This window comes from Maricaulis sp. (assembly GCF_048270095.1).
GTDB lineage: Bacteria > Pseudomonadota > Alphaproteobacteria > Caulobacterales > Maricaulaceae > Maricaulis.
The window spans coordinates 25,844-49,481 of record NZ_JBLWTL010000011.1 but is presented as its reverse complement, the minus strand read 5'-3'; the positions used below and the strand labels follow the sequence as shown (position 1 = coordinate 49,481).

The 23,638-nt window shown below is 62.2% G+C and carries 20 protein-coding genes; 1 reads left to right on the top strand and 19 read right to left on the bottom strand.

What is annotated here, in order from left to right; translation table 11 throughout:
• Positions 1-6 precede the first annotated feature (6 nt).
• The 18 genes from ACN0YJ_RS08295 to ACN0YJ_RS08210 all read right to left on the bottom strand — a co-directional run bounded on the left by ACN0YJ_RS08295 (position 7) and on the right by ACN0YJ_RS08210 (position 19,008).
• Positions 7-783 (bottom strand): type III pantothenate kinase, encoded by a 777-nt coding sequence (locus ACN0YJ_RS08295; RefSeq protein WP_417475971.1) that lies wholly within the window; start codon positions 781-783, stop codon positions 7-9.
• An 11-nt stretch (positions 784-794) separates the two neighbouring features.
• The gene (locus tag ACN0YJ_RS08290) at positions 795-1,538 is read right to left on the bottom strand and encodes a biotin--[acetyl-CoA-carboxylase] ligase (protein ID WP_417495907.1); all 744 of its coding nucleotides are present in this window, start codon (positions 1,536-1,538) and stop codon (positions 795-797) included.
• Between the two features lie 3 nt (positions 1,539-1,541).
• Positions 1,542-2,984 carry an NADH-quinone oxidoreductase subunit NuoN gene (nuoN, locus tag ACN0YJ_RS08285; RefSeq protein ID WP_417475968.1) on the bottom strand — a complete coding sequence of 481 codons (1,443 nt, stop codon included), beginning with the start codon at positions 2,982-2,984 and terminating at the stop codon, positions 1,542-1,544.
• 10 nt (positions 2,985-2,994) lie between these two features.
• A complete protein-coding gene (locus ACN0YJ_RS08280) occupies positions 2,995-4,509 on the bottom strand; it encodes an NADH-quinone oxidoreductase subunit M (RefSeq protein ID WP_417495906.1) in 1,515 nt (504 codons plus the stop codon).
• A 1-nt stretch (position 4,510) separates the two neighbouring features.
• Complete coding sequence (gene nuoL, locus ACN0YJ_RS08275) at positions 4,511-6,604, bottom strand: NADH-quinone oxidoreductase subunit L (RefSeq protein WP_417495905.1); 2,094 nt, start codon at positions 6,602-6,604, stop codon at positions 4,511-4,513.
• 7 nt (positions 6,605-6,611) lie between these two features.
• Positions 6,612-6,920 (bottom strand): NADH-quinone oxidoreductase subunit NuoK, encoded by a 309-nt coding sequence (gene nuoK, locus ACN0YJ_RS08270; RefSeq protein WP_417476380.1) that lies wholly within the window; start codon positions 6,918-6,920, stop codon positions 6,612-6,614.
• A complete protein-coding gene (locus ACN0YJ_RS08265; protein WP_417475966.1) occupies positions 6,920-7,531 on the bottom strand; it encodes an NADH-quinone oxidoreductase subunit J in 612 nt (203 codons plus the stop codon). The genes nuoK and ACN0YJ_RS08265 overlap by 1 nt, the downstream gene beginning before the upstream one ends.
• Positions 7,532-7,573: 42 nt before the next feature.
• Positions 7,574-8,062: an NADH-quinone oxidoreductase subunit NuoI gene (nuoI, locus tag ACN0YJ_RS08260; RefSeq protein ID WP_417475964.1), complete on the bottom strand. Its 489-nt coding sequence runs from the start codon at positions 8,060-8,062 to the stop codon at positions 7,574-7,576.
• A gap of 5 nt (positions 8,063-8,067) precedes the next feature.
• Positions 8,068-9,147 (bottom strand): NADH-quinone oxidoreductase subunit NuoH, encoded by a 1,080-nt coding sequence (gene nuoH / locus ACN0YJ_RS08255; protein ID WP_417475962.1) that lies wholly within the window; start codon positions 9,145-9,147, stop codon positions 8,068-8,070.
• Positions 9,148-9,150: 3 nt separating this feature from the next.
• Complete coding sequence (nuoG, locus tag ACN0YJ_RS08250) at positions 9,151-11,244, bottom strand: NADH-quinone oxidoreductase subunit NuoG (RefSeq protein WP_417495904.1); 2,094 nt, start codon at positions 11,242-11,244, stop codon at positions 9,151-9,153.
• An 11-nt stretch (positions 11,245-11,255) separates the two neighbouring features.
• Positions 11,256-12,566, bottom strand: a complete 1,311-nt coding sequence (gene nuoF / locus ACN0YJ_RS08245; protein ID WP_417475957.1) for an NADH-quinone oxidoreductase subunit NuoF — start codon at positions 12,564-12,566, stop codon at positions 11,256-11,258.
• Complete coding sequence (nuoE, locus tag ACN0YJ_RS08240; protein ID WP_417475955.1) at positions 12,563-13,234, bottom strand: NADH-quinone oxidoreductase subunit NuoE; 672 nt, start codon at positions 13,232-13,234, stop codon at positions 12,563-12,565. The genes nuoF and nuoE overlap by 4 nt, the downstream gene beginning before the upstream one ends.
• Entirely contained in the window at positions 13,231-14,433 is a 1,203-nt protein-coding gene (locus ACN0YJ_RS08235) for an NADH-quinone oxidoreductase subunit D (RefSeq protein ID WP_417489089.1), read from the bottom strand. Before ACN0YJ_RS08235 ends, nuoE begins: the two co-directional genes overlap by 4 nt.
• Before the next feature lie 3 nt (positions 14,434-14,436).
• Complete coding sequence (locus tag ACN0YJ_RS08230) at positions 14,437-15,054, bottom strand: NADH-quinone oxidoreductase subunit C (RefSeq protein WP_417495903.1); 618 nt, start codon at positions 15,052-15,054, stop codon at positions 14,437-14,439.
• Positions 15,055-15,065: 11 nt separating this feature from the next.
• Positions 15,066-15,632, bottom strand: a complete 567-nt coding sequence (locus ACN0YJ_RS08225; protein WP_339738866.1) for an NADH-quinone oxidoreductase subunit B family protein — start codon at positions 15,630-15,632, stop codon at positions 15,066-15,068.
• A 4-nt stretch (positions 15,633-15,636) separates the two neighbouring features.
• The gene (locus ACN0YJ_RS08220; protein WP_091771263.1) at positions 15,637-16,005 is read right to left on the bottom strand and encodes an NADH-quinone oxidoreductase subunit A; all 369 of its coding nucleotides are present in this window, start codon (positions 16,003-16,005) and stop codon (positions 15,637-15,639) included.
• A gap of 284 nt (positions 16,006-16,289) precedes the next feature.
• Positions 16,290-17,156 carry an alpha/beta fold hydrolase gene (locus ACN0YJ_RS08215; protein ID WP_417495902.1) on the bottom strand — a complete coding sequence of 289 codons (867 nt, stop codon included), beginning with the start codon at positions 17,154-17,156 and terminating at the stop codon, positions 16,290-16,292.
• Between the two features lie 130 nt (positions 17,157-17,286).
• Positions 17,287-19,008, bottom strand: a complete 1,722-nt coding sequence (locus tag ACN0YJ_RS08210; RefSeq protein ID WP_417495901.1) for a carboxylesterase/lipase family protein — start codon at positions 19,006-19,008, stop codon at positions 17,287-17,289.
• 156 nt (positions 19,009-19,164) lie between these two features.
• Here ACN0YJ_RS08210 and ACN0YJ_RS08205 point away from each other — a divergent pair, with 156 nt between their 5' ends.
• Positions 19,165-21,465: a patatin-like phospholipase family protein gene (locus ACN0YJ_RS08205; protein ID WP_417495900.1), complete on the top strand. Its 2,301-nt coding sequence runs from the start codon at positions 19,165-19,167 to the stop codon at positions 21,463-21,465.
• A 94-nt stretch (positions 21,466-21,559) separates the two neighbouring features.
• On the opposite strand, the gene ACN0YJ_RS08200 is transcribed toward ACN0YJ_RS08205, so the two are convergent.
• Positions 21,560-23,275 carry a DEAD/DEAH box helicase gene (locus ACN0YJ_RS08200; protein ID WP_417495899.1) on the bottom strand — a complete coding sequence of 572 codons (1,716 nt, stop codon included), beginning with the start codon at positions 23,273-23,275 and terminating at the stop codon, positions 21,560-21,562.
• Positions 23,276-23,638: the final 363 nt, after the last annotated feature.

Below are 23,638 nucleotides of genomic sequence, written 5' to 3'. Positions count from 1 at the left end.
TATCGGTCAATTGGCACCGCCATTGAGTTTCCAGACCTCCAGCAGGCCTCGGATGGTGAGATCGGGATCGTAATGCTCGATCGTCCGGGACGCGCCGTCGAAGAGCGAAACCACGCCGCCCGTTGCGATCACCGTCATGGGTTGGCCATACTCACACCTGAGCCGTTCGACAAGCCCGTCGATGAGATCGATATAGCCCCAGAACACGCCAGACTGCATGGCGCTGACCGTATCCTTGCCCATAACGCGGTCCGGCTTGGCAATCGCCACACGCGGCAGTTTGGCCGCCGCACCGTGCAGGGCCTGCATGGACAGGTTGATGCCGGGCGCAATAATGCCGCCCTCAAAAGCGCCATCGGCGGCGATGACATCGAAGGTCGTCGCGGTCCCGCTATCGATCACGATCAGGGCACCGGAATAGCGGGCGCGGGCGCCGAGCGCATTCACCAGGCGGTCGGCACCGGCATCCTGCGGGCGGTCGAGCCGGACCTCGATATCCAGGCGGACACCCGGTTCCCCGACAATAACCGGCTCGCATTCGCAATAGCGCCGCGCCAGATTGCGCAGATTGAACAGGGCTTGCGGCACCACGGTCGAGATTACGCAGGCATTGATATCGGAAAATTTGAAGCCGCGCAGCGCCATGAGTTGCGACAGCCAGACGGCATGCTCATCCGCCGTGCGGGTGCTCTCGGTGCCGGCGCGCCATTGTGCTCGCCAGTCCTCACCATCATGAATGCCGAACAGGATATTGGTATTACCGCAATCGATCACGAGCAGCATGTCTGGCTCTCCTATCCCGTCGCCGGGAAAAACACTTCGCCTGCGGAGATATACCTGTGTTGACCCGAGGCCAAGTCGAGCCGCAGCGCGCCGTCCGGCCCGAGATCGCCGAAAGATCCATCAAGCGTCTCATTGGCGAGGCGAACCAGGCAGCGTTCACCGAGCCCGTGTGCGCGGGCCAGCCAGTGATCGCGCACGCCCCCGAAACCGGCGCGCATCCACGTCTGGAACTCGCGGTCGAAAGCCTCGGCGAGCACAGCCAGGGCGGCTTCGCGGTCCAGCCGGCCTCCGGCCTGTCCCAGGCTGATCGCCGGCCGTTCCGTGTCGTCCGGTGCCGCGACGAGATTGATACCGACACCGATGGCAAGCCACAGCCCGCCGCCGGGCGCCGCGCCGGATTCGAGCAGGATGCCGGCGACCTTGCGGCCATCGACCAGCACATCATTGGGCCATTTCAGCCGCGTCCGTCCGGCATCGCCCAGCGCCGCGTCGCAGACCGCGGCGACCGCGAGCGCGGCAATGAAGGATAATTGCGCCGCCTGCCCCGGCGGACGGTCGAACACATAGAGGCCGCTGGCGAACAGATTACCGTCGAGACTGTGCCAGTCGCGGCCGCGCCGGCCACGGCCGGCTGTCTGGCGCTGCGCCGCTATCCAGACCGGGCCGCGCTCGCCCGCCATGGCGCGCTCGCGAGCCTCTGCATTGGTCGACCCGGTCTGTTCGAGCCATTCGATCCGGGGCGCAGGTGCGGTCAATGTCTAGAGCACGTCCAGGCCAACACTGAAGGCCCGGTAGACCATCCAGCCGAGGGCCGGCAGCAGCAGCAAGGTCGACCAACCCGCCACGCGGGTGACCCAGTAGATGCTCATCGCCGGCTGTACGAAATTCACTTCCGGCGCATCAAACCACATCACCTTGATAATGCGCAGATAATAGGCCGCGCTGACGACGCTGAAGAGGACCGCCAGAACCGCGAGGATGAGAAGGTCCGACTGGACGGCCGAGAAGACGACGAAGAATTTGCCAAAGAAGCCGACAAAGAAGGGCAGACCGCCAATCGAGAACATCAGCGCGGTCAGGGACCAGCCCAGGCCCGGATTGGTTTGCGCCAGCCCGGCCAGGTCAGAGATCTGCTCGACCATGCCCTCGCGGGTCCGCATCGACAGCATTGCGCCGAACGTGCCGACCACGGAGATCATGTAGAGCGACATGAAAACCAGCAGCGCCCAGATACCGGTCTGGCTGGCAGCGGCGATCGCGACGAGGGCGTAACCGATATTGCCAATCGAGGAATAGGCCATCAGGCGTTTGAAGTTTTGCTGCGTCAGCGCGCCAAAGGCACCGACCCCCATCGACAGGACGGCGATGATCCAGACGACATCGCGCCACTGGTCAATCATGCCCCCGAAGGGCTCCAGCAGAACGCGCGCCAGCAGCACGATGGCCGCCATTTTCGGCGCCGAGGCAAACAGGGCGGTGACCGGCGTGGGAGCGCCCTCATAAACGTCCGGCGTCCACATGTGGAAGGGCGCAGCGGAAACCTTGAAGGCGAGACCACAAATCACGAAGACCAGGCCGAAGATCAGGCCGATGGACGGCTCACCGGCGACGGCGATGGCGATCTCGTTGAAACCGGTTGACCCGCTGAAGCCATAGACCAGCGAGGCACCATACAGCAGCAGGCCGGAGGACAGTGCACCGAGGACGAAATATTTGAGGCCGGCTTCGGAGGCGCGCAGGCTGTCGCGATTGAACGCCGCCAATACGTAGAGCGCCAGTGATTGCAGCTCGACGGCCATATACATCGAGATCAGGTCATTGGCCGAAACCATCATCACCATGCCGGTGACGGCCAGCGCGACCAGAACCGGAAATTCGATCTTGGAGAGCTTCTCTGACTCCAGATAGGGCAATGCCAGAAGCAGGGCGACAGCTGCGGCCAGCGTAATCGCGACCTTGGAATATTTCGCCAGCGAGTCGAGCACGAAGGCGCCGCCAAAGGCCTGGCCATCATCGCCAGTCAGGAAAAGCGCGGCAAAACCGGCGGCGACCAGAAGCCCGATTGTCAGCAGATGGACAAGGCGCGGTGTGCCCGCCCCTTTGAGGAAAACCCCGAGCATCAACAGCGCCATGGCGCCGCCAGCCAGCATCAGTTCCGGTGTCAGGAGCGACAGGTCGTGGGAGAGCATATCCGCGGTCATGTCAGGCCTCTTACTGAGCCGGTGCGGCGAGTGCCGCATCATAATTGGAGATCAGCGCCTCGACCGAAGCGGCCGTGATATCGGTCACCAGGGTGGAGGAAACACCGAGCAAAAGCGTCATGATGATCAACGGCACGAAGATGATCCATTCCGTGCGGTTGAGATCGGTCAGCGTGTTGAGCTTTGGATTGGTGATCTCGCCGAACACAACATCGCGATAGACGGTCAGCATATAGACCGCCGACAGGATAATCCCGACAGCTGCGCCGGCACCGACCCACCAGGCGACCTGGTAGCCACCGATCATCGTCATGATTTCGCCGATGAATCCGGATGTGCCCGGCAGCCCGACATTGGCCATGGCAAACAGGCCGAAGATCGCCGCATAGACCGGCATCTTGTGCACGACCCCGCCATAAAAAGCGATTTCGCGCGTGTGCATGCGGTCATAGATCACACCGACGCACAAGAAGAGCGCCGAGGAGATAAAGCCGTGGGAGATCATCTGGAAGATGGCGCCCTGCACCCCGAGCATATTCATCGAGAACAGGCCCAGCGTCACAAAACCCATATGCGCGACCGAAGAATAGGCGATCAGCTTCTTGATGTCGGTCTGCCGGAACGCGACCAGGGAGGTATAGATGATGGCGATCAGCGAGAGCACGAAGACCATGGGCGCGAAATAGGCGCTGGCATCCGGGAACATCGGCAGCGAGAAGCGCAGGAAGCCGTAACCGCCCATTTTCAGGAGCACACCGGCCAGGATGACCGAACCGGCTGTCGGTGCCTGGACGTGGGCATCGGGCAACCAGGTATGAACCGGCCACATCGGCATCTTCACCGCGAAGGAGGCGAAGAAGGCGAGCCAGAGCCAGGTCTGGGCCTGCGGTGTGAAGGCGGTGTCGAGCAGGACGGTGATGTCGGTCGTTCCCGCTTGCAGGAACATATAGATCATCGCCACCAGCATGAGCACGGAGCCCAGCAGGGTATAGAGGAAGAATTTGAACGCGGCATAGACGCGGTTCTGACCGCCCCACACCCCGATGATCAGGAACATCGGGATCAGGCCGCCTTCGAATAACACATAGAAAACAACAAGATCGAGCGCAGTGAAGACGCCCAGGATCAGGGTTTCCAGCAGCAGGAAAGCGATCATGTAATCGGCGACGCGCTTTTCGATCGCGCCTGATGCCAGGATACAGATCGGCATCAGGAAGGCCGTCAGGACGACGAAGAGCACCGAAATGCCATCGACGCCCATGCGGTAGCCCATGCCAATTTGTTCAAGCCAGACAACCTCATGCACGAATTGGAAGCCGGAAACAGCCGGATCGAATTCGAGCAGCATCAAGCCGGCAAACAACAGGGTGACGAGGGTCGCGCCGAGGGCCACCACGCGCGAATTCTTGTCGATCAGGCCCTGGTCTTCAGGACGCGAGGCGAACCGGAAAACGGCAATGATTACAGCACCAATAGCTGGTGTGAAGGTCAGGATCGACAGGAAGGCATCGAGCTCGGAAAACATGCTATTGGCCTCCTGCGCCGGCGAGAATCCAGAGGGTCAGCCCCAGAACACCGATCAGCATCACGAATGCGTAGTGATAGACAAAGCCTGACTGGGCCTTCGCGATGCGTTTGGCGGCGGCAAACGTCATGCCGGCGACGCCGTTCGGGCCGAAGCCGTCAATGATGCGCACATCGAAGAACTTCCAGAACACATCGCCCAAGCCCTTGGCACCTCTCACGAAAATGAAATGGTAAATCTCGTCGACATACCATTTATTGTAGAGGAGCGAGTGGATCGGACCGCCACGCGCGGCAATCCGGGCGCCCATCCCGACATTGATCAGATAGGCGTATATCGCAGCCAGGAAGCCGATCAGGGTGACGACAAACGGCGCCAGGATGACCCAGACGGGCGGATGTTCGCCAGTCGCGTGAGCCTCGCCCTCGTCTGCCGCAGCATGGGTGTTGGCCGGCTGTTCGTGTGCTGCAGGCTCGCCATGAGCCACTACATCCCCATGAGCATCGGCATCACCGCCCGCGACAGCCGGTCCGTGGACCGCGCCGGGCAGGCTTTCATTCCAGAAATGCGCCGAATTGCCGCCGATGAAATCATTCTTCATCAGACCACCGGCGAAGATCGCACCGATGGCGAGCACGACGAGCGCGCCCATCATCGACCATGGCGGATCATGGGCGTGGTCGAAGGTGTGCTTGTCACCCCGGAAGGTCCCGTTGAAGGTCATGAAGATCAGGCGCCAGGAGTAGAAGCTGGTCAGAAGTGCCGCGATGACACCGACCCAGAAAGCCAGATTGCCGAAGGCAATACCTTGCTGGCCGGCCATATAGGCGCCTTCGATGATCGCATCCTTGGAGAAGAAGCCGGCAAAGCCGAGATCAGGCAGGACGCCGATACCAAGCGCCGCGAAGGGCAGACCGACGCCGGTCAGGGCAATCGTGCCGATCAGCATCATGATCCAGGTCGCGGGCATCATCTTGGTGAGCCCGCCCATTTTTCGCATGTCCTGCTCATCATGCAGCCCATGGATGACCGAACCGGATCCGAGGAAGAGCAAGGCCTTGAAGAAGGCGTGCGTGAACAGGTGGAACATGGCGGCGCCGTACAGGCCAAGCCCGGCGGCGAAGAACATATAGCCCAGCTGCGAACAGGTGGAATAGGCGATGACGCGCTTGATGTCGTTCTGGGCCAGACCGACGGTCGCTGCGAAGAAGGCGGTCAACGCCCCGATCACGGTGATGAAGGCGGAGGCATGGGGCGCCAGTTCGAAAATCGGGAAAGCGCGGCAGACCAGGAAGACCCCGGCGGTCACCATGGTGGCAGCGTGGATCAGGGCGGAGACCGGGGTCGGTCCCTCCATCGCATCGGGCAGCCAGACATGCAGGAAGAATTGCGCCGATTTACCCATCGCGCCGACAAACAGCAGGATGGCAATCAGTTCGATCGCCGGGATATCCATGCCGGCAAAGGCGAGCGTCGTCGCGGTATGGTCGCCGGCAGCCGCGAAGACATCATTGAAGCTGACCGAACCGAACACCAGGAAGATCGCCATAATGCCGATGGCAAAGCCGAAATCGCCGACCCGGTTGGTGACGAAGGCCTTGATGGCCGCGTCATTGGCGGACTTCTTCTTGTACCAGAAGCCGATCAGCAGATAGGAGGCCAGGCCCACGCCTTCCCAGCCGAAGAAGAGCTGGAGGAAATTGTCGGCCGTCACCAGGGACAGCATGGCGAAGGTAAACAGCGAAAGATAGGCGAAGAAGCGCGACCGGTGCGGGTCGTTCGCCATATAGCCCCAGGAATAGATATGGACCAGCGAGGCAACGCTGGTGACCACAACCAGCATCACCGATGACAGCGTGTCGAGCTTGATCGCCCAGCTGACATCGAAGGTGCCGACCGACATCCAGGTCGCCAGGTGAATGGTCTGGCTATTGCCGCCATAGGCGACGTCAAAGAAATTGAGGATCGACAACAGGGCCGACACCACGACAAAGCCGGTGGTGACGATCTGGGCGACGCGGTGACCGATGAAATTGCCGAACAGGCCTGCGAAGGCAGCGGCAAACAGCGGACCGAAGACGATGAGAACTGCCATAATCCCCTTAGCCCTTCATCAGATTGGCGCCCTCAACCGAGATATCGCCCCGGTTGCGGTAGTATACGACGAGAATGGCGAGACCGACGGCGGCCTCGGCGGCGGCGACGGTCAGCACGAACAGGGCAAAGACCTGTCCGGCGAGATCGCCGAGGAAGCTGGAAAACGCCACCAGATTGATATTCACCGAGAGCAGGATCAGCTCGACCGACATCAACAGGATGATGACGTTCTTGCGGTTCACGAAAATCCCGAACACGCCAATCGTGAACAGGATCGCCGCAACGGCGAGATAATGTCCCAGACCGATATCGATCATTCGCCAATCCCCTGTCCTGGTTTGATGTCGAGCATCTCGACGGCGTCTTCGCGGCGGCGGCCGACCTGGGCCGTCACGCTCTGGCGCCTGACGCCGGACTTGTGACGCAAGGTCAGCACGATGGCGCCGATCATGGCGACCAGCAGAACCAGACCGGATGTCTGGAAGAAGTAGATGTAATCATTGTAGAGAATGAGACCGAGCGCCTCGAGATTGGACATCCCTTCCGGCGTCGCGGCGGCGCGCAGCGCCTCGGCTTGCGGCGAGCTCTGCCAGGTCATCGCGATCATCACCAGCTCGCCCGCGAGGATCAGCGCGACAATGGCGCCGAGCGGGAGATAGCTCAGAAAGCCCTGTTTCAGCTCGGTGAAATTGACGTCGAGCATCATCACCACGAACAGGAAAAGCACCGCGACCGCGCCGACATAGACAACGATCAGCAGCATGGCGAGGAATTCCGCGCCAAGCAGGACAAACAGGCCCGCCGCCGAGAAGAAGGCGAGGATCAGGAACAAAACCGACCTGACCGGATTGCGCGCGATGACGACCATGAAGGCCGACGCTATCAGCACTCCGGAAAAGGCCCAGAAGGCCAGTGTTGCGAGCATGATGCCCTCTTCCGTTCTCTTGCGTCTCAGATAACGGCCGTATCAGCGATACGGCGCGTCGAGTTCCAGATTCCTGGCAATTTCCCGTTCCCAGCGATCGCCGTTCTCGAGCAGTTTTGCCTTGTCGTAATACAATTCTTCGCGCGTCTCGGCGGCAAATTCGAAATTCGGCCCTTCGACGATGGCGTCGACCGGGCAGGCTTCCTGGCAATAACCGCAATAGATGCACTTGGTCATGTCGATGTCATAGCGCGTGGTGCGGCGTGAGCCGTCCTCGCGGGGTTCCGCTTCGATAGTGATGGCCTGGGCCGGGCAGATCGCCTCGCACAGCTTGCAGGCGATGCAGCGCTCTTCGCCATTGGCATAGCGGCGCAGCGCATGCTGACCACGGAAGCGCGGGCTCAGCGGGCCCTTTTCGAAGGGGTAGTTCAGCGTCGCTTTCTTGGCGAAGAAATACTTCATGCCCAGCCCGAAGGCGGACCAGAAGTCCATCAGCAAGGCACCGCGAATGGTTTGTTCAATACGTCCCATGACGATTATCCCTGTGCCCCGAAGACGATGTAGGCGCCGACCAGTGCGACCGCGGCCAGCGAGGTCGGCAGGAAGATCTTCCAGCCCAGACGCATCAGCTGGTCATAGCGGTAACGCGGCGTCAGCGCCTTCACCATGGCAAACATGAAGAAGAAGAAGACCACCTTGATCGCAAACCAGAAGAAGAACCACAAATGCGAGACCAGGTACGGCCAGGCCGTCGTGTCCAGCTCGATCGGTGGATTCCAGCCGCCGAAGAACAGGATCGTCGTCATCGCACACATCAGGACGATGTTGAGATATTCGCCGATCATGAACAGCAGATAGGGCGTCGAGGAATATTCGGTCTGATAGCCGGCGACGAGTTCGGACTCGGCTTCGGCCAGATCAAACGGCGGACGGTTGGTCTCGGCCAGAGCGGAGATGAAGAAGATCACCGTCATCGGGATCATCACCAGGAACATCGGCCAGCCATCTTCAAACAGGGCCCGGCCAGCGAGCACATTCCAGTTCCAGAAGCCGCCCGACTGGGCCTCGACGATAACGGAGAGATTCATCGAACCGGCAAACAGCAGCACGGTGACGATGACGAAGCCGATCGAGACTTCATAGGAGACCATCTGGGCCGCCGAACGCAGCGCCGCCAGGAATGGGAATTTCGAGTTGGAGGCCCAGCCGCCAATGATGATGCCGTAAACACCCAGCGAGGACATCGCGAACAGGTAGAGCAGGCCAACATTGAGGTCGGCGATCACCCAGCCCGGTGCCACCGGCACCACGGCCCAGGTGGCGAAGGCCAGGACCAGGGTCAGCAAGGGTGCGAGAATATAGAGCGGACGATCAACGCCGGCCGGAATGACGATTTCCTTGAACACGAATTTGAAGAAATCCGCGAAAGACTGCAGCAGACCGAAAGCGCCGACCACATTGGGGCCCTTGCGCATCTGCACTGCCGCCCAGACCTTGCGATCCATCAGCAGCAGGAAGGCCAGCGCAATCAGCAACACAATGGTGAAGCCGAGGATCTGCAGCACGGCCATGCCCAGCCCGCCCCAGACGCCGAATTGGGTGATGAAATCGCTCATCGCTTACTCCGCCGCAGCTTGGGCTGGCCCGGCGGCGATGGCGGAGCATTCCGCCAGCGTCTTCGAGGCCCGCACGATCGGGTTGGTAAAGTAGAAATTCGTCACCGCGACACCGAAATCATCTGCGGCGACATCACCGGCAGCGCCGATCTTGGCGACGTCGAATTCGGCGGCATCATCGCAACCGGGGGCATAATCAATCCCGGCGAAGACGGCATGGCTAGCGAACAGCTTGCGGCGTAGTTGCGCCAGATTGTCATACGGCAAGGTCTTGGAGAGATGCTCGGACAGGGCGCGGAAAATCGCCCAGTTTTCCTTCGCATCGCCTTTCGGGAAGACGGCGCGCGAGGCGAGCTGAACCCGGCCCTCGGTATTGACGAAAATCCCGTCCTGTTCGGTCCAGGCGGCGCCGGGCAGGATGAGATCGGCGCGGTGGGCGCCGGCATCGCCATGGCTGCCGATATAGATCACGAAGGCATCGCCGAAGCTGGCCATGTCGAGCTCGTCGGCGCCCATCAGCACGATGGTATCCATCTTCGCCGATTGCAGGCCGGCAACATCATGACCGCCCTCACCCGGCACGAAGCCGAGATCGAGACCGCCGACGCGGCTGGCGGCCGTGTGCAGCACGTTGAAACCATTCCAGTCGGCGCTGACTGCACCGACCGCGGCGGCAAGTTCACCGGCAGCGCGCAGGACTTGCGCCCCGTCTGCGCCGGCCAGGGCGGCAGAGCCGAGAATGATCATCGGACGCTTGGCATCTTTCAGCGTCTTGATGAAGCCGGAACGTTTCTTCTTCAGGCCGGCCAGATCCTTGGCGGACGTGCCGACATGCTCATAGGGATAGGTCAGATCAACCGGTGCGCCGATCAGGCCGACCTGGGTGTCATTATTGAGCCAGGTCTTGCGGATGCGGGCATTGATCATCGTCGCTTCGGTGCGCGGATTGGCACCGATGACCAGGATCGCGTCGGCGTCTTCGATGCCGGCGATAGTCGTATTGAAGAGATAATCCTGGCGATTGCCGGAATTCAGCTTCGATCCATCCTGGCGGCAATCATAGGAGACGATGCCAAGCGCATCGAACAAATCCTTGGCGGCCTTCATTTCCTCGACCGGGCACAGATCACCGGCAATGGCGCCGATCTTCGAGGCGTCGCCGGAGAGTTTGCCGGCAGCGATTTTCAGCGCTTCGGGCCAGTCAATCGCGCGCAGCTTGCCGGCCTCGCGGACGTAAGGCTTGTCGAGGCGCTGACGGCCCAGACCTTCCCAGGCGTAGCGCGTCTTGTCGGAAATCCATTCCTCATTCACGCCCTCATGAACGCGCGGCAGGATGCGCAGCACGGCAGGACCGCGCGCATCGACGCGAATGTTCGAGCCGACCGCATCCATCACATCGATAGTCTCGGTCTTTTCCAGTTCCCACGGACGGGCATTGAAGGCGTAGGGTTTCGAGGTCAGCGCGCCAACCGGGCAAAGGTCGATCACATTGCCGGAGAGTTCCGAAGTGATGGCTTTTTCCAGATAGGTCGTGATCTCGGCATCTTCGCCGCGGCCAATCATGCCGATCTCCGGCACGCCGGCGATCTCGGTGACGAAACGGACGCAGCGCGTGCACTGGATGCAGCGCGTCATCTCCGTCGCAACGATCGGACCCATATATTTGTCTTCGACGGCGCGCTTGTTTTCAGGAAAGCGCGAACCCGTGCGGCCATAGGCAATCGACTGGTCCTGCAGATCGCATTCGCCGCCCTGGTCGCAGATCGGGCAATCGAGCGGGTGATTGATGAGCAGGAACTCCATCACCCCTTCGCGCGCCTTCTTGACCATCGGCGACAGCGTATTCATCGCCGGCGGCTCACCATTCGGCCCGCCGCGCATATCCTTGACCTGCATGGCGCAGGACGCAGCCGGTTTGGGTGCCCCCACCAGCTCGACCAGACACATGCGGCAATTGCCGGCGACCGACAGGCGCTCGTGATAGCAGAAACGCGGAATTTCGCGCCCGGCAGTCTCGGCGGCCTGCAACAGCGTATAGGAAGTCGGAACCTCGATTTCCTGGCCGTCAATAATGATCTTGCGGAGATCTTCGCTCATTGGATGATGCCCTATTCCGCTGCCACTTGAGACACGAAGACCGGCTTGCCGGCGCGATAATTATTGATGCGGGACTCGATTTCCGGACGGAAATGCCGGATCAGGCCCTGGACGGGCCAGGCGGCCGCATCGCCGAGGGCGCAGATCGTGTGGCCTTCGACCTGGCCAGCCACGTCGAGCAGCATGTCGATCTCGGAGATCTCGCTCTCGCCGCGCGACATGCGTTCCAGCACGCGCCACATCCAGCCAGTGCCTTCGCGGCATGGCGTACACTGGCCGCAGCTTTCATGGCGATAGAAATACGAGATCCGCGCGATGGCCTTCACCACGTCGGTCGACATGTCCATCACGATGACGGCGGCAGTGCCCAGGCCGGACTTGTGGGCCTGGAGCGCGTCGAAATCCATCAGCACGTCGTCGCAGATATGTTTCGGCAGCAATGAGACCGACGAGCCACCCGGGATGACGGCCTTGAGATTGTCCCAGCCGCCGCGAACACCGCCGGCATGGGTCTCGATCAGGGTCCGCATCGGGATCGACATCGCTTCTTCGACATTGCACGGCTTGTTCACATGGCCGGAGATCGAGAAGATCTTGGTGCCGACATTGCGCTCGCGGCCGAATGAGGCAAACCATTCAGCGCCGCGGCGCAGGATGGTGCCGGAAACCGCGATGGATTCGACATTATTGACCGTGGTCGGGCAGCCATACAGGCCCGCATTGGCCGGGAATGGCGGCTTCATGCGCGGCTGGCCTTTTTTGCCTTCCAGGCTTTCCAGCAATGCCGTCTCTTCGCCGCAGATATAGGCGCCGGCGCCGTGATGGATATAGACGTGGAAGGGCCAGCCATGGATATTCTTGTCGCCGATCAGCTTGGCCTCATAGGCCTCCTTGACCGCCTTTTCGAGCGCCAGGCGCTCGGTGACGTATTCACCGCGCAGGTAAATGTAACAGGCATGCGCCTGCATCGCGAAGGAGGCGATCAGACAGCCTTCGATCAGGAGGTGCGGATCATGGCGCATGATCTCGCGGTCCTTGCAGGTGCCCGGCTCGGATTCGTCAGCATTGACGACGAGATAATGCGGGCGCGCGCCCACTTCCTTCGGCATGAAGGACCATTTCAGACCGGTCGGGAAACCGGCGCCGCCACGGCCGCGCAGGCCCGAGGCCTTCATATTGTCGATGATCCAGCCGCCGCCCTGCTCAAGGATTTCCTTGGTGCCATTCCAGCAGCCGCGCTGCTTTGCGCCTTCAAGGCCGGCATCATGGTGTCCGAACAGATTGGTGAAGATCCGGTCCTTGTCCTGGAGAAGCGCCGTCATGATTTGGCCTCCGCTTTTCCGGTATTGGGCAATTTGATCGTCTTGGCGCGCGAACCGTCATAAAGGCTCGGATCGGTCAGCACTTTGGTGCCGTGCGGCTCGGAGGAGACGCGGTCCGATTGCGGGCCGTATTTGATCGCTTTGCCGGCGGCGAGATCGTCGAGGATCTGCTCCAGCTTGGCGGCGTCGAGGTCTTCCACGTAATGATCGCCGTCTTCATTGGCGAGCTGGAACATCGGGCCATTGGCGCAGGCGCCCATGCATTCCACTTCAACCCAGGTGAACTTGCCGTCGCCGGAAATCTCGCCGGCCTCGCCAATGCGTTTCTTGCAGACGTCGATCAGATCCTGAGAGCCACGCAGCATGCACGGTGTCGTGCCGCAGACCTGGATCAGGTTTGTCCCGACCGGGGCCAGATTATACATGGTGTAGAAGGTGACGACTTCGTAGACTCGGATATAGGGCATTTCCAGCCGGTCCGCGACAAGGCGCAGGGCCGGTTCAGACACCCAGCCCTCCTGCTTCTGGGCGATCCAGAGCAGGGGAATAACGGCCGAAGCCTTGCGGTCTTCGGGATATTTCCCAAGCCAGAACGCAATTTCCGCCTCACTCTTCGCGTTGAAGGTGAAGCTGTCCGGCTGTTGTTTCGCGAGGCGGCGTACGCTCATCGGTCGATCTCCCCGAACACCACGTCGAGCGATCCGATGATCGCCGAGACATCGGCCAGCATATGGCCCCTATTCATGAAATCCATCGCCGCGAGATGGGCAAAGCCCGGCGCGCGGATCTTGACGCGGTAGGGCTTGTTGGAGCCATCGGAGACGAGATAGACGCCAAATTCGCCCTTCGGCGCCTCGACGGCGACATAGCATTCGCCCGCTTCCACCTTGACGCCTTCGGTATAGAGCTTGAAGTGCTGGATCAGCGCTTCCATCGAGCGCTTCATCTCGGCGCGGCGCGGCGGCGAGAACTTGCTGTCGGTCGCCAGGACTTCGCCCTGGTTCTCCGGTTTTTCCAGCCAGTCACAACATTGCAGCATGATCTTCACGCTCTCGCGCATTTCTTCCATGCGGCACAGATAGCGATCATAACAATCGCCATTCTTGCCAACCGGCACGCGGAAATCGAGCTCGTCATAGACCGAATAAGGCTGTGAGCGGCGCAGATCCCAGGCCAGGCCGGACGCGCGCACCATGACGCCGGAGAAACCCCAGGCGAGCACGTCTTCCTTGGTGACAACGCCGATATCGACATTGCGCTGTTTGAAAATCCGGTTCTCGGTCAACAATGTGTCGATATCGTCGAGCTTTTCCGGGAATTGGTGGCACCAGGCGCGAATATCACTGATCAGCTGCGGCGGCAGGTCCTGATGCACGCCGCCGGGGCGGAAATAATGCGCGTGCATGCGGCTGCCCGAAGCGCGCTCATAGAAGATCATGAGCTTTTCACGCTCTTCGAAACCCCAGAGCGGCGGGGTCAGCGCGCCGACATCCATCGCCTGCGTGGTGACGTTGAGCAGATGATTGAGAACGCGGCCGATCTCGCAATACAAAACGCGGACATATTCGCCGCGCTTGGGCACGGTGATGCCAGCCAGCTTCTCGGCGGCCATGCAAAACGCATGTTCCTGATTCATCGGCGCGACATAGTCGAGCCGGTCGAAATAGCCGATACCCTGGAGATAGGTCTTGTGTTCCAGCAGTTTCTCGGTGCCGCGATGCAAGAGGCCGATATGCGGATCGACCCGCTCGACGACTTCGCCATCGAGCTCGAGCACCAGGCGCAGCACGCCGTGCGCGGCCGGGTGTTGCGGGCCGAAATTGATCGTGAAATTGCGTGGGGCGGTATTGATAGCGTCGTCAGCCATGACCTAGCCCCCCTTCCGGCCATCTTGGGCCTTCTCGTCGCCGGGAAGGATGTATTTGGCACCCTCCCACGGGCTCATGAAATCGAAATCGCGATAGGCCTGCACCAGTTCAACCGGCTCGTAGACGACGCGCTTCTGCTCGTCATCCCAGCGCACTTCGACATAGCCGGAGAGCGGAAAATCCTTGCGCAACGGATGCCCCTCGAAACCGTAATCGGTGAGGATGCGGCGCAAATCCGGGTGGTCGGAGAAGGAGATGCCATACATGTCGAAGGCTTCGCGCTCATACCAGTCGGCAACCGGGAAGAGCTCGGCCACACTGGCGACCGAGGTCTCCGCATCGGTCGCCAGCTTGACGCGGATGCGCTGGTTCTGATGCATGGAGAGCAGGTGATAGACGACATCGAAGCGATCGCTGCGCTGCGGATAATCCACGCCGCACAGATCGATCAGCGTCGTGAAACGGCAGGCCGGATCATCGCGCAGATAGCGCAGCACATCGGTGATGCGGTCGCGATGGATATGGATCGTCAGATCGCCAAAGCTGATATCCCAGCTCTTGACGGCTGAATCCTGGGCCGCTGCGATATGCTCGCCTAGCGTCGTGAGGGCTTCGCTCATCTCGTCCTCTCCTAGCGCTCGATCGAGCCTTCGCGGCGGATCTTCTTCTGCAATTGCAGAATTCCGTACACGAGGGCTTCAGCGGTGGGCGGGCAACCGGGCACATAGATGTCAACCGGCACGATGCGGTCACAGCCGCGCACGACGGCGTAGGAATAGTGGTAATACCCGCCGCCATTGGCGCAGGACCCCATCGAGATGACATAGCGCGGCTCGGGCATCTGGTCGTAGACCTTGCGCAAGGCGGGCGCCATCTTGTTGGTCAAGGTGCCGGCAACGATCATCACGTCCGACTGGCGCGGGCTGGCGCGCGGCGCGAAGCCGAAACGCTCGACATCATAGCGCGGCATCGACGCCTGCATCATTTCCACGGCGCAACAGGCCAGACCGAAGGTCATCCACATCAAGGAGCCGGTGCGCGCCCAGGTGACCAGATCATCGGCGGCGGCAACGACGAAACCCTTGTCGGCGAGCGCATCAGAGACGCCGTCGAAGAAGGGATCGTGTGCCTTCGGATCATATCCGGGAACCGCAGCGCGGCCGGCCATTCCAGCAGGTGGTGTGAGGTCTGATGTCATGGCTTCATTCCCAATCCAGCGCGCCCTTTTTCAGCTCGTAGATAAAGCCGATCGTGAGCACGGTGAGAAAGACCATCATCGACCAGAATTCAAACGCCCCCAGGCTCTCGCGCAGCGTTACCGCCCACGGGAAGAGGAAGGCCACTTCCAGGTCGAAAATGATGAACAGGATGGCGACGAGGTAGAAGCGGATGTCGAATTTCATCCGCGCATCGTCAAAGGCTTCAAAGCCGCATTCGTAAGTGGAGACTTTTTCCGGATCGGGATTCGAGGGCGCGATCACAAAGGCCGCGGCCATGAAGCCGACACCCAGTGCCGCCGCAATGCCGAAGAAAATCAAGATAGGCAGGTAATCGAGAAGCAACGCGTCCATTGCCGGGCCTCGCCAGATTGCGTCCGATACCGGGCCGGTATCCGCCGGGGTGCTCGTTGTGAGACGCCACAGGACGAATCAAAACACCGCAACAGCCCCCTGCCCGATTTGGCGCGGAAGCTAGATCGCACCGGCCTCTGGGGCAAGGGCAAATGGCGGCGTTATTTCAGTGATTGTGGCCGGATGGGCCCGCCAGGCAAGGCAGTTGCGAGCGGGTCGCAAAGAGCGGTGTGGAAAGCCGGATCCGACGGCTCCCACAATCACCGGCTCCTGACGCAGCCGCCTCAACGCAATGCGCGTTGCGCAATGCCCGCGATCCAGGCGCAAACACGGTCCGGTGCTTCCATCGGCGCCAAATGGCTGACCGCGTCAATTCGCTCGATGCTGACGCCGCGACGCCGCAACCCCGCCTGATTGACGACAGTCGAACCGCGAGGGGCCTTGAGTACATGGGCGCGGTCGCCAACTATCCGTGCCGCGCGCAGACAATCATGGCCCTGGGCCTCATAATTGGCCGCTTCCCAATTCGGATCACAGGCCAGATGCACCCCGTTTTCGTCCGCAACCAGGCCATCGGCGAGATAGTCCTCAAGCACGCCGGGAGCCCAGCTGGAAAAGGTCTTGTGGCGCCCGTAACGCCGGGCAACAGCGGCGCGATCGGGCCAGCCATTGGCCCGGCGCCGGGCCTGGTTGGCAATGCCGAAACGGCCCTTGAGCAGGTTATGCAGGGGCCAGCGCGCCACCAGATTGACGCTGAGCGGCAGGATCACCGGTTCGACCAACGCCAGCACCGGCCGGGTTGGCAAACGGGCCGCGGCGAGCAAGCTGCTGGCCGCGCCCATTGAATGCCCCGACAAAATGGCAGGAGGCTGCGGCAATTGGTCGTAGAGTTGCCGCAAGTCGTCGGCATAGACATCCCAGCTGCGATGCGTGCCCGGATCGGCCGGCAGGCGCGAACGGCCATGACCGCGCAGATCCGGCGCGATGATCTCGAAGCGGTCAGCCAGGGGCGTCAGCATCTGGTCATAGGCGCGGGCGCAAAACCCGTTGGCATGGGCAAAAACCAGCACCGGGGCGCCGGAATTGGTCCAGACCCGGGCCGACAGCACGCCATCGCTCAGTCGATAGTCTCGATATTCAGGCACAGTCATGATTCAGGCACAGTCATGCACGGCTTTCCAGCAATGGCCCTCAAGGAGCCCCCCGCGTTCAAGCATTGCGCGCACCCGGGATCAATTCGCATTGGCTGCGCCCGGCCGCATAGACGCCATACACTTGTCCCTAGTCAGCCCCGGCGGTGGCCGGCGCGCATCCAAACGCGTCGCGCATCGCCGCTCCGGCGTCCACGTCGCGCATGGCCGCGACCCCGGCGATGGCGCAGCGATCAGCGGCCGTGATGTCCTGATTGGCAATGATTTCAGCAGACAGGCGCGCCCAGTCATCATTGCCGGTGAGGATTTCCAGACCGCCATCGGCCGGCGTGTCGAACCGCAACAGACGGCCGCCCGATTGCCAGGCCGGCCAGTTCATCCAGTCCCCCTCACCCGCATTGGGATCGCCGGCATGAGCAAAGGCGCCCCAATAGGCGCCCATCGCGCTGGCGACGGCCTGCCGGCCCTCGGCATTGGCGTTGGTGAACAGGACTTTGCCGATATCGCCGTAGAGAATCGAAAAATCGTTGAACACAAAGGGCAACTCCATGCTGTGCGCCGCGCCGAGCAGGGCGCCGGTGTCGGTGAAGAGCAAGGAACCGCCTTCATCCCAGTCAAAGCGATAGGCCCAGACCTGGTCATGCCCGGCCGCGATGAGGCGATCGGCCGCGTCATCGACGCCGTCGAGCCGCCAGAGCCGGGCACCGAAATCGCCATTGGCGACATAGCGCGCCGGGTCACGCCGATTGCGGATCACTCCGAATGTCGTCTTGGTGAACTCCGGGTCGAAGGCGAGATAGAGGCGGCTCTCATCGCGATTGCTGCCGGTAATCAGGGGCACGAACTGGCGCGCCGGGTCAGCGAAGACCGCACGCATGCCGCCGACCGGCAAGGTCACACCATCTTCGATCACGCGCGGCATATCCGCCTCGCCATAGGCGGCAAAGACTTCCTCGAGCGAGGCTGCTCTCAAGGCGCTGGCCGGCGCATTGGCACCGGCGAAGCGGGCCCCGGCTTCCAGCCCGGCGATTTCATTCAGCGCGCTCGGCGGCAAGGGCTCGGTGCCTTCGGCGCGTGCCAGGGACACGCTGCGCATCGTCCCGCTCTGGGCGATCGCACGATGGAAGAGACCATCCGCCAGCGGCGAGGCCATCAGGGCCAGAACATTCTGGGCGCCGGCGCTCTCGCCGAAAATCGTCACCCGCTGCGCATCACCGCCAAAGGCCGAGATATTGTCGCGCACCCAGGCGAGGGCCGCGATCTGGTCGAGCAAGGCAAAATTCGCGGCCGCATCCTCGGCTGTCTGCGCGTCTGCGCGCAACGCAGGATTCGCGAACCAGCCGAGCGGGCCGAGCCGATACTGGATGACTGCCACGATGACATCCTGGTCGAGCGCGAGCTGCGAGCCGTCATACTGACCCGCATAACCCCATGTATTGGCCCCGCCATGGATGAAGACCATCACCGGCAGCTCGCGGTCGCGGGCATCCGCGGGGGCGTAGACATCGAGATAGAGACAATCCTCGCCGCCGATCAATTGATCCGGTTCCAGGTCGGAATCAAAGCCATTGGTGATCTGGGCGCAGCGCTCCGGCGATGTCAGCGCTTCGAACACACCTTCATGTGGCGAAACGGGGCGCGGCGCGCGCCAGCGCAAATCCCCGACCGGCGGTGCGGCGAAGGCCAGACCGCGCCACGCCTCGGCACCGCGAGCCGTGCGTGACCCAATGATCTCGCCCTGGTCGAGCACGCGGATGGTCGCGGGGTCAGATGCGGGTGGCGCGGACGGTTCGCTTGATTGGCCGCAAGCGGCGAGTCCCAAGCCCAAAATCGCTGACAGAATAATGCGCATTTCATCCCCCAAGACACAACTTCGCCAGAAAGTGCGGTGATTACCCCCCAAGGGCAAGGCGCGATTGCGCGATCGAAGCCTTGACCTTGACCTCTCGCTCCTCGACCAAGGTGATGGCGGCGGCACTGCCGCACGGATCAGGATATGGAAATCAGCATGGCATCCCGTTTCAGAGACTGGTTTCGGCTCCTGACCTGCGCTGCGCTCGGTGCGGCCGCCGCGAGCGCGGCCATGGCACAGACCAATGAGAACCCGCCGGCCCCGCGCTCTGATTATGCCGACGGTCTGATGACGCAGCCACCGCCGGTCACCGAACCGGACCGCTGGACGCGCTGCAATCCCGCCCCGGCGCCGTGTAACCATCCCCGCATTGCGCTGGTCCTCTCGGGTGGTGGCGCGCTGGGCATTGCCCATGTCGGTGTCATCCGCGCGCTCGAGCAGGCGGGTGTCCAACCTGACCTGATCGTCGGCACATCCATGGGGGCCGTGGTCGGTGGTCTCTACGCGACAGGCTATTCGGCCGACCAGCTCGAGCAGGCCGTGCTCGGGATGGACTGGCAACGCATTTTCAGCTCCGCTTCGCCGCGCCGCTCGCTCTCCTACCGCCGCCGGCGCGAGGAGGAGAATTTCCCGGCCGAACTGAGTTTCAACATTGATCGCGACGGGCTGCGCCTGCCGCGGGCCTTCATCAACGACCAGAACCTCAATCTCTCCCTGCGCAATATGGTGCTCAATCCAGGGCGCGGCTCGTTCGACGACATGCCGATTCCCTTCCGCGCGGTCGCGACCGATATCGTCACAGGCGAGCCTGTGAGCCTGGAGGAAGGCGACCTGGCGATGGCGATGCGCGCCTCAATGGCCGTGCCCGGCGTGCTGCCACCTGCGGAGATCGACGGACGGCTTCTCGTGGATGGCGGGTTGAGCAAGAATATCCCGATTGATGTCGCCCAGGCGATGGGTGCCGATATCATCATCGTCGTGGCGATGCAGGGACGCCTGATGACGGCCGGGGAATTGCGCACCGGCGTCGATCTGATGGCCCAGTCGATGACGCTGCTTGTGCGCTCCAACGAGACCGCGCAACTCGCCCTGCTCGGACCGCAAGACATCCTGATCCAGGTCGATCAGGGCACGCTGACGACAGGCGACTTTGCCCGCGGGGTCGAGTTGATCGAGGCCGGCACACTAGCCGCCAATGCCTATTTGGGACAATTGCAGGCGCTCGCGACCAATCATACCCGGCTGGTCTCGCGTCCCCTGCCCCGGATTGATGAAGTCCTGATCGAAAACACCTCCCGGCTCGACGATACCGTCCTGCTCTCCCATGTCCGCCAGACACCGGGCGAAGACCTCGATGTCGCGGGCCTGTCCGACGATCTCGCCGGGATTTACGGCCTGGGGGCGTTCGAGTGGGTCACCTATGAATTGCGCGAGAACGGTGAAAACACTGCGCTGGTGATCGATGCCGTCGCGCGCGCCGATGATGTCGCGAGAATCCGCGCCGGCATGACGCTGGAAAATGATTTCGACGGCAATGACGAATACCGTATTTCCCTGGAATACCGGTCGCCACCGATCGACCGTTTCGGCTCCGAAGTCCGGGTAGACGCCGTATTTGGTGACCGCTTCGGCCTGACCGCGGAAGTGTTCAAACTCTTCGACACCGCGCAACATCTCTTCGTGGCGCCGCGCGTCAATGTCGTCATGCGCAATGTCCCGCGTTATCGCGAGGACGGTTTCCGGACCGGCTCCTACCGCGCCAATTTCGCCGAAATACAGCTTGATGCCGGCTGGCAATTCGATTTCCCGGCGGAGATCCGCTTCGGCTATCAGCGCGGCACCGGCGAGGCGCGTCTGCATGACGGCTTTGCGACGCCTGAAACCATTGCGGTGGATATCGGTCAGTTCAATCTGTCCGCCGGGCTCGATACGCTCGACAGCGCCTTCTTCCCGACCCGGGGCGTGCGCCTGTCATCGCGCTGGTCGGTCGCTCGCGAAGCGATTGGCGCCAGCGCTGATTTCGAAACGCTTGAAGCGCACGCCATGCAGGTCTGGTCGCGCGGCCCCGATACGCTGATCGCCCAGCTCGACGCCGCCTCCAGCCTGTCAGGCACGATGCCGCTCGAATCCCTTTACCGGATCGGTGGCCTGTTCAGCCTGTCCGGCTATAAGGACGAAGAGCTGATCGGTGAAACCTATGCCCTCGGCCGGCTGGTCTATCGGCGGCGGCTGAACGGCGGCGATGCCCAGGCCTTCGGCGTCCCGATCTATGCCGGCACCTCGCTTGAGGCCGGCAATGTCTGGGCCGATCCGGATCTGGCCAGCACCTCCGACATCACCCTGGCGGGCAGCGTCTTCCTCGCGGCCGATACGGTGATGGGCCCGGTCTATCTGGCCTATGGCCGCTCCGATGCCGACCGCCAGTCTGTCTATGTCTTTGTTGGCCGTCCCTTCTAGGCGGCCCATCAGGCCAGGCCCCGGCAATAATGAAAACGGCCGCCCCGAAAGGCGGCCGTTTATGTATCGGGACGTCGATCTGGCGATTGCCCGATCAGGATGGGCGGCTGCCCGGACGGCGGGGCTTGAAGATCTTGCCTTCACCGCCCTTCGAAGCCGTACCCTTGGAGCGCTCACCACCCTTGAATTTCGGCTTTCCCCCGTCCCTCGCGGGCCCGGAGGGCTTGCCGTGGGAGGCCGGACGGCCCTCACCGCGCTTCTCGCCATCGCGCGGCCCCTTGCCGGGCTTGCCGCGCGCCGCCGGGCGGGCATCGCCCCGCTTTTCACCATCGCGGCCGGGATGGCCGGCCTTGGCCGGGCGTGCATCGCGGCGCTTGAACTCGTCACCATCACGCGCCGTACCAGCGGATGACTTGTCCCGAGGCCCCCGTCGGCCCTCAGCGCGCGCCGCCCCGTCCCGGCCGGCATAGGCTGCCGGTGCCGGGCGTCCTTCGCGGCGCTTGAAATCATCACCGGTGCGCGGCGCACCAGCCGGCTTGCCTCGCGGCGCCGCACGTTCGCCACTGCGTTTGGGCGCGTCACCATCGCGTCCGCCCGTTTGCGCCTTGAAGGCCCGCTTGACGGGCTTGGCGCGCGGTTTGCTCGGCACAGCCGCCTCCGCCTCATCACCCTCGAGCTCGACAACATGGCCGGCACCGCGCTTGGGGATATCGGTCCCGATCAGATGCTCGATCTCGCGCAGGTAATGTTTTTCACTATTGTCCACGAGCGAGATGGCGATGCCGGTCTTGCCGGCCCGCGCTGTGCGGCCGATCCGGTGGACATAGGCCTCCGGCACATTGGGCATCTCGTAATTGACGACATGGGAGACGTCATCGACATCAATGCCGCGCGCCGCGACATCGGTGGCGACGAGGATCTTGATCTTGCCGCGGCGGAAGCCGTCCAGCGCCCGCGTCCGGTCGCCCTGGGTTTTGTCGCCATGGATCGCCTTGGCATTGAGCCCGTATTTGATGAGATGCTCATGCACGCGGTCGGCGCCGCGCTTGGTGCGCGTAAACACGATGCCGCGCGTCATGTCCTGGGTCGACAGGATGTCGAGCAGGAGCGAACGCTTTGACCCGCGATTGCACAGGATGACGCGCTGATCGATCAATTCGATTGGCTGCGACTGCGCGGAGACCGAGATGTGTTTCGGATCCTTCAGGAGGTCCTTGATCAGGGCACGGATCTGTTTCGGCATGGTCGCCGAGGTCAAAACGGTCTGGCGATTGAAATTGAGCTTGGCCGAGATATCGCGCACCGCCGGGAGAAAGCCGAGATCGAGCATCTGGTCAGCTTCATCGAGCACCAGGGTACGGGTCTGGTTGAGCTTGATGGCGCCGGATTCCATGTGGTCGACCAGCCGGCCTGGCGTGGCGACGACGATGTCGACACCGCGCGACAGGGCGCGAATTTGCGGGAACGGCTTGGCACCACCCACCACCAGCGCCACGGAATAGCGCACATGGCGGCCATAGGTGCGGATCGCCTGTTCGATCTGTGCCGCCAGCTCGCGCGTCGGCGTCAGGATCAAGGCACGGCAGCATTTCGGCTCGACCGGCCCTGCCGCCGCTGCCAATCCGTTGAGGATGGGCAGAAGGAAGGCCGCGGTCTTGCCAGTCCCGGTCTGGGCAATGCCGACAAGGTCGCGCCCGGCCAGCATGTCCGGGATGAATTCGGCCTGGATCGGGGTCGGGCTTTCATAGCCCTCCGACGTCAGGGCGCGAAGGATAGGTTCGGCAAGGCCGAGTTCGGTAAATTTGGTCAAGTCGGGCACGCTTTCATAATAGGCGTCCGCCGCGGGAGCCATAGCCCACCGCGTGCGACGCCGGTTTTGCATCGAGGAAGCTTGCGTAGAACAGCCGCCATGTCGGTGTACCGCACGCGGCACGTCTGGTTTGGCTGGGATCGATACGCAGTTAATCTCGCCAACGCACACCGTCGATGAGATCGACATCATCTACGCACGGTGTGTTGAGCGCCCTCTCCCACGGATAGGCGGACGCAGCAAGTCATTTCGCAAGACCGGTGCGATGCCCGCGCGCCCTGCCACAGCCCCCTTGGCCCCCACGACACAGCGGCCCAGGCAGTCCAACAGACGTTGCATTGCCGCCATTTCCCGTTAACCTTT

Bases quoted from the DNA above. Each gene is read 5' to 3' on its own strand.
- ACN0YJ_RS08295 (WP_417475971.1), bottom strand. From the start codon at position 783: ATGCTGCTCGTGATCGATTGCGGTAATACCAATATCCTGTTCGGCATT.
- nuoE (WP_417475955.1), bottom strand. From the start codon at position 13,234: ATGAGCGTACGCCGCCTCGCGAAACAACAGCCGGACAGCTTCACCTTC.
- ACN0YJ_RS08230 (WP_417495903.1), bottom strand. From the start codon at position 15,054: ATGAGCGAAGCCCTCACGACGCTAGGCGAGCATATCGCAGCGGCCCAG.
- nuoI (WP_417475964.1), bottom strand. From the start codon at position 8,062: ATGGGACGTATTGAACAAACCATTCGCGGTGCCTTGCTGATGGACTTC.
- nuoH (WP_417475962.1), bottom strand. From the start codon at position 9,147: ATGAGCGATTTCATCACCCAATTCGGCGTCTGGGGCGGGCTGGGCATG.
- nuoF (WP_417475957.1), bottom strand. From the start codon at position 12,566: ATGACGGCGCTTCTCCAGGACAAGGACCGGATCTTCACCAATCTGTTC.
- nuoG (WP_417495904.1), bottom strand. From the start codon at position 11,244: ATGAGCGAAGATCTCCGCAAGATCATTATTGACGGCCAGGAAATCGAG.
- ACN0YJ_RS08215 (WP_417495902.1), bottom strand. From the start codon at position 17,156: ATGACTGTGCCTGAATATCGAGACTATCGACTGAGCGATGGCGTGCTG.
- ACN0YJ_RS08265 (WP_417475966.1), bottom strand. From the start codon at position 7,531: ATGCTCGCAACACTGGCCTTCTGGGCCTTTTCCGGAGTGCTGATAGCG.
- ACN0YJ_RS08220 (WP_091771263.1), bottom strand. From the start codon at position 16,005: ATGGACGCGTTGCTTCTCGATTACCTGCCTATCTTGATTTTCTTCGGC.
- ACN0YJ_RS08280 (WP_417495906.1), bottom strand. From the start codon at position 4,509: ATGTTTTCCGAGCTCGATGCCTTCCTGTCGATCCTGACCTTCACACCA.
- ACN0YJ_RS08225 (WP_339738866.1), bottom strand. From the start codon at position 15,632: ATGACATCAGACCTCACACCACCTGCTGGAATGGCCGGCCGCGCTGCG.
- nuoN (WP_417475968.1), bottom strand. From the start codon at position 2,984: ATGACCGCGGATATGCTCTCCCACGACCTGTCGCTCCTGACACCGGAA.
- nuoL (WP_417495905.1), bottom strand. From the start codon at position 6,604: ATGGCAGTTCTCATCGTCTTCGGTCCGCTGTTTGCCGCTGCCTTCGCA.
- ACN0YJ_RS08205 (WP_417495900.1), top strand. From the start codon at position 19,165: ATGGCATCCCGTTTCAGAGACTGGTTTCGGCTCCTGACCTGCGCTGCG.
- ACN0YJ_RS08210 (WP_417495901.1), bottom strand. From the start codon at position 19,008: ATGCGCATTATTCTGTCAGCGATTTTGGGCTTGGGACTCGCCGCTTGC.
- ACN0YJ_RS08235 (WP_417489089.1), bottom strand. From the start codon at position 14,433: ATGGCTGACGACGCTATCAATACCGCCCCACGCAATTTCACGATCAAT.